This window comes from Streptococcus sp. 1171_SSPC, from assembly GCF_001069335.1.
Taxonomy (GTDB): Bacteria; Bacillota; Bacilli; order Lactobacillales; family Streptococcaceae; genus Streptococcus; species Streptococcus xiaochunlingii.
In genome coordinates, this window is record NZ_JWAK01000015.1 from 42,788 (window position 1) to 55,077 (window position 12,290).

Annotated in this window: 11 protein-coding genes; all 11 read left to right on the forward strand. The window is 45.5% G+C overall.

Going from position 1 to position 12,290, the window contains the following annotated elements; translation table 11 throughout:
- Positions 1 to 169: 169 nt before the first annotated feature.
- The 11 genes from uvrC (at position 170) to ldcB (ending at position 12,196) form a co-directional block, all read left to right on the forward strand.
- Positions 170 to 2,005, forward strand: a complete 1,836-nt coding sequence (gene uvrC, locus ADF75_RS01835) for an excinuclease ABC subunit UvrC (RefSeq protein WP_048689078.1) — start codon at positions 170 to 172, stop codon at positions 2,003 to 2,005.
- A gap of 10 nt (positions 2,006 to 2,015) precedes the next feature.
- Positions 2,016 to 2,864, forward strand: coding sequence for a metallophosphoesterase family protein (locus tag ADF75_RS01840; RefSeq protein WP_048788947.1), 849 nt, complete (start codon positions 2,016 to 2,018; stop codon positions 2,862 to 2,864).
- Positions 2,865 to 2,875: 11 nt separating this feature from the next.
- Entirely contained in the window at positions 2,876 to 4,507 is a 1,632-nt protein-coding gene (locus tag ADF75_RS01845; protein WP_048788948.1) for a hypothetical protein, read from the forward strand.
- A gap of 125 nt (positions 4,508 to 4,632) precedes the next feature.
- Positions 4,633 to 5,238, forward strand: a complete 606-nt coding sequence (locus tag ADF75_RS01850) for a nitroreductase family protein (RefSeq protein ID WP_048788949.1) — start codon at positions 4,633 to 4,635, stop codon at positions 5,236 to 5,238.
- A 124-nt stretch (positions 5,239 to 5,362) separates the two neighbouring features.
- Positions 5,363 to 6,769: a dipeptidase PepV gene (gene pepV / locus ADF75_RS01855; protein ID WP_048788950.1), complete on the forward strand. Its 1,407-nt coding sequence runs from the start codon at positions 5,363 to 5,365 to the stop codon at positions 6,767 to 6,769.
- A 52-nt stretch (positions 6,770 to 6,821) separates the two neighbouring features.
- The gene (locus ADF75_RS01860; RefSeq protein ID WP_048788951.1) at positions 6,822 to 7,424 is read left to right on the forward strand and encodes a uracil-DNA glycosylase family protein; all 603 of its coding nucleotides are present in this window, start codon (positions 6,822 to 6,824) and stop codon (positions 7,422 to 7,424) included.
- A 23-nt stretch (positions 7,425 to 7,447) separates the two neighbouring features.
- Positions 7,448 to 7,939: a prolyl-tRNA synthetase associated domain-containing protein gene (locus ADF75_RS01865; protein ID WP_048788952.1), complete on the forward strand. Its 492-nt coding sequence runs from the start codon at positions 7,448 to 7,450 to the stop codon at positions 7,937 to 7,939.
- Between the two features lie 21 nt (positions 7,940 to 7,960).
- A complete protein-coding gene (locus ADF75_RS01870; protein WP_048788953.1) occupies positions 7,961 to 8,242 on the forward strand; it encodes a rhodanese-like domain-containing protein in 282 nt (93 codons plus the stop codon).
- Between the two features lie 98 nt (positions 8,243 to 8,340).
- A complete protein-coding gene (locus tag ADF75_RS01875) occupies positions 8,341 to 9,543 on the forward strand; it encodes a DUF6574 domain-containing protein (RefSeq protein WP_048788954.1) in 1,203 nt (400 codons plus the stop codon).
- Positions 9,544 to 9,621: 78 nt separating this feature from the next.
- Positions 9,622 to 11,412 (forward strand): TcaA second domain-containing protein, encoded by a 1,791-nt coding sequence (locus tag ADF75_RS10750; protein ID WP_239665191.1) that lies wholly within the window; start codon positions 9,622 to 9,624, stop codon positions 11,410 to 11,412.
- A gap of 10 nt (positions 11,413 to 11,422) precedes the next feature.
- Complete coding sequence (gene ldcB, locus ADF75_RS01885; protein WP_048788955.1) at positions 11,423 to 12,196, forward strand: LD-carboxypeptidase LdcB/DacB; 774 nt, start codon at positions 11,423 to 11,425, stop codon at positions 12,194 to 12,196.
- Positions 12,197 to 12,290: the final 94 nt, after the last annotated feature.

The window sequence follows — 12,290 nt, forward strand, 5'->3', positions numbered from 1 at the left end:
AACAATTATGTTTCAGGCATTTTTCTCACAGCGGAAAGTTTTTGATCCTCTTAAATGAATAAAAGATTCAACTTTTTTATAAACATCTAACTGTCTTATGTAAAATAATAGTTTGTTTCCATTCATGAAAGGATTATTTTACATCCTTCTTTTTGCTATAATAGAGAGTATGAATAACTTGATTAAATCCAAGCTCGAGCTTTTGCCGACGAGTCCGGGCTGTTACATTCACAAAGATAAGAACGGAACCATCATCTATGTGGGGAAGGCCAAAAACCTTCGCAATCGGGTGCGGTCCTATTTCAGAGGGAGCCACGATACCAAGACCGAAGCCCTGGTATCTGAGATTGTAGATTTTGAGTTTATCGTCACTGAGTCCAATATTGAGGCTTTGCTTCTTGAGATCAACCTCATCAAGGAGAACAAGCCCAAGTACAATATCATGCTCAAGGACGACAAGTCCTATCCCTTCATCAAGATTACCAATGAGCGCTATCCGCGCCTCATCATCACGCGCCAGGTTAAAAAGGATGGTGGCCTCTATTTCGGTCCCTATCCGGATGTGGGAGCTGCCAATGAGATCAAACGGCTTTTGGATCGGATTTTCCCTTTCCGCAAGTGTACCAATCCGCCTTCCAAGGTCTGCTTTTACTACCATTTAGGGCAGTGTATGGCTCATACAGTCTGCCATAAGGACGAAGCCTATTTCAAGGGCATGGCCCAGGAGGTTTCTGATTTCCTCAAGGGGCAGGATGACAAGATTATCGATGAGCTCAAGCTCAAGATGACTACCGCTGCGCAAAACATGGAATTCGAGCGGGCGGCCGAGTACCGCGATCTGATCCAGGCCATCGGGACCCTGCGGACCAAACAGCGGGTCATGGCCAAGGATTTGCAGAATCGGGATGTTTTTGGCTACTACGCGGACAAGGGCTGGATGTGTGTGCAGGTCTTCTTTGTCCGTCAGGGCAAGCTGATCGAGCGCGAAGTCAATCTCTTCCCTTACTACAATGATCCAGACGAGGATTTCTTGACCTATGTGGGGCAGTTTTACCAGGAGAAATCTCACCTGATCCCCAATGAAATCCTGATCCCTCAAGATATCGATGAGGAAGCGGTCAAGGCCTTAGTGGATACCAAGGTCCTCAAGCCCCAGCGTGGGGAGAAGAAGCAGTTGGTCAATCTGGCCATAAAGAATGCACGTGTCAGTCTGGAGCAGAAGTTTAATCTCCTTGAAAAATCCATGGAGAAGACCCAAGGTGCTATTGAAAATCTTGGAAAACTCTTGCAAATCCCAACTCCTGTGCGCATTGAGTCTTTTGACAACTCCAACATCATGGGGACCAGTCCGGTCTCAGCCATGGTGGTCTTTGTCAATGGGAAGCCAAGCAAAAAGGACTATCGTAAGTACAAGATTAAGACTGTCGTGGGTCCAGATGACTATGCCAGCATGCGGGAGGTCATTCGCAGACGCTACAGTCGTGTCATGCGGGATGGCCTGACGCCACCAGATCTGATCGTCATCGATGGGGGGCAGGGCCAGGTCAATATTGCTAAGCAAGTCATCCAAGAGGAGTTGGGGCTGGATATTCCTATCGCAGGCCTGCAAAAGAATGACAAGCACCAAACCCATGAATTGCTTTTCGGTGATCCTCTCCAAGTCATCGAACTCTCTCGGACCTCACAGGAATTTTTCCTCCTCCAACGGATCCAGGATGAAGTCCACCGTTTCGCCATCACCTTCCACCGCCAGCTCCGGTCCAAGAATTCCTTCTCCTCCCAGCTGGACGGCATCGAAGGCTTAGGACCAAAACGCAAACAGTTACTGATGAAGCACTTCAAGTCACTGACCAAGATCAAGGAAGCTACTGTGGATGAGATCGTCACGGTTGGTATCCCACGAGCAGTCGCGGAGGCAGTGCAAGCCAAGCTCCATCAAGGTCAGCAAGCAGAAGCAAGTCCCTTGATGGAAGTGGCGGAGAATTCTGAACAATACCAATCATAAGGAGTTTATAATGAACCATCGAATCGCTATTTTATCTGATATACACGGAGATACGACAGCCCTGGAGGCAGTGATTGCAGATGCGCGTGCTCTAGGTGCGACAGAATACTGGCTTTTAGGGGATATTTTGCTACCGGGACCTGGAAGAGAGGACCTTTTTGAATTGCTAGATACGATTCCGATTACAGCGGCTGTTCGTGGAAATTGGGACGATTGTGTCTTAGAGGCTTTAGATGGCGAGTACGGGCTTGAGGATCCGCAGGAGATCCAGCTTCTTCGTCTCACTCAGTACCTCATGGAAGGACTAGATCCTGAGCGAATCGATTGGCTTCGCTCCCTCCCCTTGGTAGAGAAGAAGGAGGTCAATGGTATTCGCTTTTCACTGACCCACAACTTGCCAGAAAAGAATTACGGTGGAGACTTGCGTCCAGCTAATGCGACGGAGAACTTTGACCAACTGCTGGATGACCAGACAGATATGGCGATCTACGGGCATGTCCACAAGCAGTTGCTTCGCTATGGCAGTCAGGGCCAGCAGATTCTTAATCCAGGGACTATTGGCATGCCATATTTCGACTGGGAACCAATTCAAAACCACAGAGCTCAGTATGCTCTGATCGATGTCGAAGAAGATGGGGTGACCAACCTGCACTTTCGTAAGGTAGCCTATGACTATGAAGCAGAGCTCCAAGATGCCAAGGACAAGGGCCTTCCTTTTATTGAGATGTACGAAGAATTGAGACGCGAGGATAACTATCGGGGTCATAACCTCGATCTCCTAACTTCTTTGATTGAACAACACGACTATCTAAAGGAGGCTAATGCTTTCCTTCAGTCTATAAATACGCATAAGGGGTAAGTAATAAAGAAATGGGATTAACTGTTGATCAGCATAGAGAGCTTGTGGTAAATGATATCCGACAAGCCCTTCAACATGTTTTTGGTGAGCATTTCGAAATTGTAGACATAGAAACGACAGCCCGGAGTGCTTATGGTCCGACTTTTATTCTTGAGATTCATCTTGAAGAATATAAGACAGCAATAAATATGTTGGTTGAAGGTAACGATGTATCACTCCTCTGGGGGCCTGAAAGATTCGGGATGGAGTTTTTGTATGATCTAGATCGTTTTCGAGCTAGCTTCGGAAAGATCAAAGCTTATCTGGATCAACCAGGCCTGATGTTATCTGAAGCACTGACTCCTGATAATCTCTTAAAAAAGCGTTTCCTCCTTAAAAGAATGATAGAATCTACCTTTGAGGGAATAGCAAAAATAGACTTTTGGAGAAGACCCTTCGAAAAGAATGAGCCCTTTAGGGTTGTCTTTACTTGTTTGTTGCCTCATTATCCAGCTTTTTATAGCCTTGAGATAGCGGGGCAGCAGTTTGTCTTCTTAGAGATAGACCCAATGGCTTCTAGCATAGAAAGCCAAGCCTTTCCACTTCAACAGTCTATTGATCTAACCGTATCCAATATGACTTCTTTCTTGGATTGGTTTAAAGATAGTCTAGAAGAGAATACTTCCACTGATACGTTTTCTGGTTTAACACTCCCCCTTGATTCTGCTACCATTGAAGAGAAAGTTTCCCAAGTACAAGAGATAATCCGATCGACGTTTACAAAGGACGTTTCCTTTATGGAAACGAAAAAACTGACCGAGGATCAGACTGTTTATGGGGTTGATTTTTCAGTTCTATCTGAATATTATGATGCGAGATTTTCAATTAGCTTGGTTGGACGACACTTTGCTCTTCGTGTTATGAAGCCAGATAAACCAGATAAGAAAGACAATTGGATGATCAATGGTTTTCCTTATCTGCTGGTGGAGGAAAACCTTAGCAAAGTCATCAGAGAAGCGGAGGCCTATTTTGCTAGACAGGTAGAACCAGTTGAAAAGAAAGTAGGGTCAACTGAAAGCAATAGTGAAGTAAACCCAAGCACCCCAGCTCCAGTAGGAGTGGACCAAGCTAAGGACAAAGAAGAGGCGCTCAAAAAAGAATATTTAGGATTGAGAAAGCTATGGAAAGTCCAGTTCCTGATTTTCTGTCTTTTGATGATTGCCGTCTTCGCCTTAGAAGTGTATATGGGGGGAGCTGGTTATAAGGCCTTTAAGATGAAAATTAAATATAGTTGGATTTCTGTCCATAGTTTCTCATTTCTCTTTCTGACCTTGTATGCATTGTTGACCCTCTTTCCGACTCAAAAGAGAGTCTATGAGCTCTTACCTCAATCCCCTAGTTGGAAATCTCTTTCGACCAAGGGAGTTCGGCTACCTAAGAAGGAAACTGGCTGGACATCTTTAGTGATTCTGATCTTGCTTCTTCTGGGGACTCTTGATTTCCTCAGTCGCAAGCCGGAACCAAAGGTTGAAAATCCGTTGAACTATCAAGAAATCAATAATCTCTATGAGGAAGAAAGAAATTCTCACTACGATAATATCATCAACAAAATCCAAGACTCTAGTGGCCACTTCTTTGAAAAAGAAAGTCCTGCGTCGGAATAATCTGAGTCCATAGAAGGGCGGGTAGCCTAGTTGAAAAGGAAACAGGGTCCTCAATGAAAAAACTCTGCAAGCTCTTTCATTTTGTGTTAAAATAGAGGTAATAGAATTAGAAAAGGAAGTTGACTATGAAATTCCTAGAACTCAACAAAAAACGTCATGCGATCAAGCATTTCACAGACCAACCGGTCGATCCAAAGGATGTGCGGACAGCTATTGAAATTGCGACCTTGGCGCCAAGTGCGCACAATAGCCAACCATGGAAATTCGTGGTCGTTCGTCAGAAAAATGCGGAATTGGCTAAACTAGCCTATGGTGGGAACTATGACCAAGTCATGGAAGCACCTGTGACCATCGCTCTCTTTACAGATACCGATTTGCAACGTCGGGCTCGGAAGATTGCACGTGTCGGTGGGGTCCAGAACTTCACAGAGGAGCAGTTGCAATACTTCATGCAAAACCTACCTGCAGAATATGCTCGCTACAATGAACAACAGATTAGCGATTACTTGGCATTGAATGCTGGATTGGTCGCAATGAACTTGGTATTGGCCTTAACGGACCAAGGGATCGGCTCAAACATCATCCTTGGCTTTGACAAATCAAAAGTCAACGAAGTCTTGGAAATCGAAGAGCGTTTCCGTCCAGAACTCTTGATCACGGTTGGTTACGCAGCAGAGAAGGTAGAACCTAGCTACCGCTTGCCAGTAGACGAAATCATCGAAAAACGCTAATAACAACAGAAAGAACCGGATGGTCCTCGTCTCGTACGATACAAGTCCGGTTTTCTAGAATCCTTTGGCAGTCGCTGAAGGGATTCTAGAGGATTCAATTTAAATCGAAATAACGGAGGAATGCATGACAACAATTGACTTTAAAGCAGAAGTAGAAAAACGTCGCGAAGAAATGATGGCTGACCTTTTCAGCCTCTTGGAAATCAACTCAGAACGGGATGACAGCCAGGCGGATGCGACTCACCCTTATGGACCTGGACCCGTCAAAGCTCTTGAGAAATTCTTGGAAATTGCTGAGCGAGATGGCTACGAAACAACCAATGTGGACAACTATGCTGGACACTTCACCTTTGGACAAGGGGAAGAAGAGCTCGGGATCTTTGCCCATATGGACGTGGTTCCTGCAGGTAGCGGCTGGAATACAGACCCTTATAAACCTGAGATTATCGATGGCAAGCTCTATGCGCGTGGTTCATCAGATGATAAGGGACCTACAGTAGCTTGTTACTACGGCTTGAAGATCATCAAGGATTTGGGATTGCCAGTATCTAAGCGCGTGCGCTTCGTGGTCGGTACAGATGAAGAATCTGGCTGGGGCGATATGGACTACTATTTCAAACACGTCGGACTTCCTGATCCAGACTTTGGCTTCTCTCCAGATGCGGAGTTCCCAATCATCAACGGGGAAAAAGGAAACATTACCGAGTACCTTCATTTCGGTGGTCAAAATACAGGTCAAGCGCATCTTCATAGCTTCACCGGTGGCCTTCGTGAAAACATGGTCCCAGAGTCAGCGACAGCAGTCGTTTCTGGCCAATTACCAGATCTAGCTAGTCTATTGGAGGCCTTTGCCAATGAACACCAACTTCGTTATGAAGTGACAACAGAGGATGACGGTAAATTTAAAGTTACCATTATCGGGAAATCTGCCCATGGCTCTACTCCAGAAGCTGGAATCAATGGAGCAACTTATTTGGCTCTCTTCTTGAACCAGTTTGACTTCGGTGGAGATGCCAAAGCATACTTGCAAGTGTCAGCATCTCTTCTCCACGAAGACTTTGCTGGTGAGAAGCTTGGCATTGCCCATGTGGATGAAAAGATGGGGGCTCTCAGCATGAATGCGGGTGTCTTCAACTTCGATGAAAACAGCTCAGATAACACCATTGCCTTGAACATCCGTTACCCTAAAGGAACAGATCCAGAAACTATCAAAGCTGGACTTGAAAAAGTAGAAGGAGTGGCATCCGTCAGCTTGTCTGCCCACGGTCACACCCCTCACTATGTTCCAATGGAAGATGAATTGGTCTCAACGCTTTTGCGTGTCTATGAAAAACAAACCGGACTGAAAGGTCATGAGCAAGTAATCGGTGGCGGAACCTTTGGTCGTCTATTGAAACGTGGAGTTGCCTTCGGTGCCATGTTCCCAGACTATGTGAACACCATGCACCAAGCCAATGAATTTGCGGATGTAGAAGATCTCTACCGTGCAGCTGCAATCTACGCAGAAGCCATCTACGAACTCATCAAATAAGACGCTACTCAGTCGGCACTTGCTGGCTGAGTTTTTGCTTAGAGGAGGAGAAATGGAGCAACTAGAGCGGATCAAAGAGGCCATCATGGCCGATCCACAAAACAAAGACTATACGGATAAAGGGATCGAGCCCCTATTTGCGGCGCCAAAGACTGCTCGGATCAATATTATTGGCCAAGCGCCTGGTCTCAAGACCCAAGAAGCAGGCCTTTATTGGAAGGACAAGAGTGGAGACCGTCTAAGGGAGTGGTTGGGAGTCGATGAAGAAACCTTCTATCATTCGGGTCTATTTGCGGTCATTCCCATGGACTTTTATTTCCCAGGTCATGGCAAGTCAGGGGACCTGCCACCCCGCAAGGGCTTTGCGGAAAAGTGGCATCCTCAACTCCTCAAGGAGTGTCCGGATATAGAGTTGACCCTCTTGATCGGCCAGTACGCCCAAGCCTACTATCTCCATGAGAAGGTCAGTGGCAAGGTGACAGAGCGGGTACGTCGGTACAAGGACTATCTGCCCGACTATTTCCCTCTGGTCCATCCTTCACCTCGCAACCAGATCTGGATGGCCAAGAACCCCTGGTTTGAGGCAGAAGTGGTGCCAGCTCTCCAGGCTCGGGTTCAGCAGATTTTAAGAGAGTTCAAAAAGAATAATGAGTAATAACCACAATAGGAGGTATTGCCATGAATACATATCAAAAAGTCAAAGCCAAATTGGACGAACTCGGGATTGAATTTGATGTGGTGGAACATCCTCCAGCATTGACTACTGAGCAGGCCGATTCCTATATTGAAGGTCTCGAAGGGGTCCGAACAAAGTCCATGTTTTTGACCAACAAAAAGAAAACCCAGTACTATCTGCTCATCATGGATGATCAGAAACCCTTGGACATGGATAACTTCAAAGAGCAAGTAGGAGCCAATCGGATCCGCATGGCTTCAGCTGAATCGCTAGCTGAAAAAATGCAATTACCAGCAGGGACAGTATCCCCATTTGGCCTGTTAAACAATGAAGAAAAAGATATTCTCGTCTATTTCGATCAGGACATTGTGTCAGAGGAGATCATGACCTTCCATCCGAACACCAATGAAAAGACCATCTTTATCAAAACCCAAGACCTATTCCGCTTTTTAGAGTCCATTGACTTTAACTATGAAATACTAACCTTGCCATAGTGGCATTAAAAAGGAGAAATGATGAAAGAAATTCCATTTAATGAGTTTTTAGAAAAGTACCAAGCAGGAGAAATCCAAGTTGTTGATGTCCGTGAACAGGAGGAATATGATGCCCTTCATCTGGACGGAGTGACCTTACTTCCCTTATCAGTACTGGCAGAACGCTATTCAGAACTAGACAAGGAGCAAGCCTATTATGTCATCTGCAAGTCTGGTCGGCGCTCAGCCCGTGCCTGTCAATTTTTGGAAGAAGCGGGCTATGATGTAACCAACGTCCAAGGTGGCATGGATGCATTTGAGTAGTTGGGATGGCCCAGCTTGTGGATTCCGGTAGAACATTGAATTCTAGCTAAAATTTTTATATAATATATCTGTATTTTGTTTTATAAGGAGATTATTTTATGATCAAACAGGATTGGCTTGATTACTTTGAAGCTGTGAACGGTCGTTCAGCAACTGAAGCAGAGATCGCTCAAGCGTTGGTTGCAGGTGAGTTCCAAGAAGAACAGGTAGCCCAAGAAGCTTCACAATTTGTAGGTGCTCCAGTAGCTCCAGACCAAGTAAACGCTGGCTTTGTTGCTGCTCCAGCTGCACCAGAAGAAGTGACTTCACAGTACGTTGCTACCTCAGAAGCACCAGTACAAGGAGCACCGCAATTCGCTGATGCACCAGAGGCACCAGTTCAAGAAGCGCCACAATTCACTGCTGCGCCAGAGGCACCAGTTCAAGAGGCGCCACAATTTGCTGCTGCACCAGAAGCGCCTGTGCAAGAAGCGCCACAATATACTGCTGCGCCAGAAGCACCAGTTCAAGAAGCACCACAGTTTAATGCTGCTCCAGAAGCACCATTCTTTGGTGCTCAACCAAACGGCTTCCAACAAGCGCCTCAACAACAGCCACAACCAGGATTTGGTCAACCAGCTCCAGGTCAAGGATTCCAACAAGCACCTTATCCAGGTCAACCTCAACCAGGTCAAGCCTATTATGCACAACCTGCTCAACCAAACGCTTTTGGTCAAGCGATGAAAGGATTCTGGTCATGGATCGTTTCTGCTTTGGCTCGCCCAACAGTAGAAAATCAACCAAAAATCTTGAATGGTATCCTTCATTATGTGTTAACAACATTTATCCTTAGCCTCTCACTATTCTTCGTGGCGAGTGCCTTCCCATACGCTCAGGTAGGATTTACTGCTTACTTGTTGATTGTCATTGTAACTTTCTTTACACTTTACGCCACTCAGTTAACTGGTTTCTTGGTTCGTAACCTTGTCTTGCAAGATAAAGAATACACCTACAAACGTTCATTTGATGAGTTTGCTCGCTTGTCTATCTATGTCTTGCCTGCATCCCTCATTGTCTTGATCCTTTCTCTAGTCAAGTACTTTGAAGGTTTTAGCTTCCTTCTATCTTTGATCTTTGTTCTCTACTTCTTGGGCTTGCTCTACACTGTTTACCAAGGTTTGAACAGAACAAAATTCAAAGCTGACAAATTCTTGTTGCTCCTTGCTTCTACAGCAGTCATTCTTGTCATCTTTACCATTGTTGGCATCATTGACAGACGCATTTTAGAACAAGTATCCTTCTATATCGCTTCCTTCTTCTAATCAGATAGGGAAACGGTCATAATTTCTTGTTCAACAACTATCGGATAAAAATAATTTAGGTTTTAGGAGAACATACCGATGAACAAAAAATGGGTAGAATTATTTGAAAAAGTAATCGGTCGCAAACCTACTCCTGAAGAATTCATTGCCGGAAGAGATTCCGGCTTTGATTTTAAGGCAATCAAATCAATTGCCGGAGTAGCTATCGACCAAGTGGCGTCTGAAGTGCCAGGGCTAGGAGAGCAGGAAGTGGTAGAAGCAGTTGTAAATCCACTCCAACAGGCCTGGGAAGAGCGTTTCTTCGCCCTCTATGGACGTGCACCACTTCCAGAAGAGATTGAATCAGCTCGTAGCCAGAACTTTGAAATCGTAGAAGGACCTGCTCCAACGATTAACTTGGATGAGACCAATCAAACAACACAGGTCTTCGCGCCAGTGGAGAGTCCATCAGAAGCTCCAGAAAGTCTGTCCCAGCCAGTTGAAGCCCTAGTGCCAGTAGAAGCGCCAGAGCAAGAAGAAGCTTGCAAGAAAGGCAAGAAAAAGAAAGAAAAGAAAGTCAAAAAAGAGAAAAAGGGCAAGAAAAAGAAAGTTTTCTTCTTTGGTATTTTTGCTTTGTTGGTCTTGGCCTTGTCTGGACTAGGCTATTACTTCTCGACAACTACGGGCCCACAGGTGACAGTAGACAAATTGGTCACAGCCATTGAACAAAAGGATTACCGGGAAGTGGCTAGCATCCTTTCAAATGATAAAGATAAGTGGACCAAAGAAGAAGCTCAAGGCTTGCTTGACTACATGACGGCTCAGAAGATTGATGTCATTTACGAATTAGATCATATCGCCCAGTCTTCAAAAACAGGGATCGTCAAGGACAAAAATCAGAATCTACTGATTGGAATCGAGAAGGCGGATAAGAAATTCGGTATCTTCCAAGAATACCGCATCGCGACCTATCCACTTGAAGTCACAGCAACTACGAATCTGGATGATGCCAAGCTTAAGACCAGCGAAAAAGACTCGACTGTGCTCAAAAAGAACCAAACGACCAAGCTTGGAAAGGTTCACTTTGCGCCACGAGACATGCAACTAGATGGTAAGACCGAAGTTGGAAAGATCTCTAGTGAGGTCAAGCTAGATCCAGCTCAAGCTTCGAAGAATAAGCTGGACTTGACCTTCAATTCTGAGAAACGACTTCTGGAAATTGAATTCCCAGAGGAAGTCAGCAATCCAACGGATATCAAGGTAGCCGTGAATGGCAAGGAAGTCGGCACAAGTACCCTATTTGAAGTCGATGTCGTAGCCCATCAAGAAATCGAGGTCCATGCAGTCTTTAGTCTCAACAATGAGAGCTATACAACTGAAAAGGCCAAGGTTACGATTGGTGAAACTCCGGATGATGATGAAGTCATCACTTTGAAGCTTTCTAAGGATGTAGCCAAACGATTAAAAGATGCAGAAACAGCTCGTAAAGCCAAGGAAGAAGAAGCCAAGAAGGCAGAAGAGAAGAAAACTGCTATCACCTCCTTCCTCCAAGACTACCGGACAGAAATCTTCTCATCTGTCTCAAGTAGATCCAACACCTACTCCAAGTACTATGACACTTCAAGTGATGCCTACAAGGAAATGGTGGAGTGGACGACAGGTGGTGGCGTCAAGAAGGCTGAAATCGACTACTATACACCAGGTGTTTTCAACGTCCTCAGCGTTACCGAAGAGAACGGAATGATCATCGTGAAAACCCATGAAGAATATACTGTGCACTATGTGACCAGCCGAAAAGATAGCCAGAGTAGCAAGGACAAGACCTATACTCTAAAACCAGTAGGGGATACCTACGTGATTACGGCTATCGCGGTCACAGCTGATAATTAGGAGTTTAATGATGAAATTAAGCATGACAAAATGGACGCTTGCAGGCCTTGTTCTTTTGTGCCTAGGCGCTTGTGGGCAACAGAAGGAGTCAAAGAGTTCGACGCCAAAAGAGCCAGCTTCCAGTAAGCAAGTCGCTCAGTCGTCAGCCAGCAAAGAAACCAGTGCTTCTGAAGCAACTTCGTCTGATGATAGCAAAAAGTCAACGAAGAAGGCTGGCGAAGTCACAGTAGACCAAGGCGTTTCTTTCAATGGTTCTTACTACAGTGTTCAAGGGAAGTCTGGAGATATCGTCATCGCCAACAAGCACTATCCCTTAGCTGCAGACTACAATCCAGGTGAGGATCCAACAGCTGTTGCGGCCTTGCACGAGTTGATTGCAGCCATGCAGGCAGAAGGCTATGCTATCAGCGATCAGTACAGTGGTTTCCGCAGTTATGAGACCCAGGTTGATCTCTACCAAAGCTATGTCAATCAAGACGGAGCAGCTGCAGCGGATCGCTACTCAGCTCGTCCTGGATATAGTGAGCACCAGACAGGTCTAGCATTTGACCTCATCGATACCAGTGGCAATCTGGTCCAAGAAGCAGAGGCAAGCAAATGGTTGCTCAAGAATGCTGCCAAGTATGGCTTTATCGTCCGTTATCAAGAAGGCAAAGAGGCGAGCACAGGCTACATGCCTGAAAGTTGGCACCTTCGCTATATTGGAGAAGATGCAAAAGACGTCGCAGCTTCAGGAAAAAGCCTAGAAGAATACTTTAACTTTACCGGTGGCGACTACGAATAACAAGAAAGAGGCTGGGACAAAATTCCTAGCCTCTTTCTATGTTTATTTGGATTGTCGAGCAAGACGCAGTGGTTGAGTGGGCTCTACTACGCTG

Coding starts and splice junctions, on each gene's coding strand:
- uvrC (WP_048689078.1), top strand. CDS start 170: ATGAATAACTTGATTAAATCCAAGCTCGAGCTTTTGCCGACGAGTCCG.
- ADF75_RS01840 (WP_048788947.1), top strand. CDS start 2,016: ATGAACCATCGAATCGCTATTTTATCTGATATACACGGAGATACGACA.
- ADF75_RS01845 (WP_048788948.1), top strand. CDS start 2,876: ATGGGATTAACTGTTGATCAGCATAGAGAGCTTGTGGTAAATGATATC.
- ADF75_RS01850 (WP_048788949.1), top strand. CDS start 4,633: ATGAAATTCCTAGAACTCAACAAAAAACGTCATGCGATCAAGCATTTC.
- pepV (WP_048788950.1), top strand. CDS start 5,363: ATGACAACAATTGACTTTAAAGCAGAAGTAGAAAAACGTCGCGAAGAA.
- ADF75_RS01860 (WP_048788951.1), top strand. CDS start 6,822: ATGGAGCAACTAGAGCGGATCAAAGAGGCCATCATGGCCGATCCACAA.
- ADF75_RS01865 (WP_048788952.1), top strand. CDS start 7,448: ATGAATACATATCAAAAAGTCAAAGCCAAATTGGACGAACTCGGGATT.
- ADF75_RS01870 (WP_048788953.1), top strand. CDS start 7,961: ATGAAAGAAATTCCATTTAATGAGTTTTTAGAAAAGTACCAAGCAGGA.
- ADF75_RS01875 (WP_048788954.1), top strand. CDS start 8,341: ATGATCAAACAGGATTGGCTTGATTACTTTGAAGCTGTGAACGGTCGT.
- ADF75_RS10750 (WP_239665191.1), top strand. CDS start 9,622: ATGAACAAAAAATGGGTAGAATTATTTGAAAAAGTAATCGGTCGCAAA.
- ldcB (WP_048788955.1), top strand. CDS start 11,423: ATGAAATTAAGCATGACAAAATGGACGCTTGCAGGCCTTGTTCTTTTG.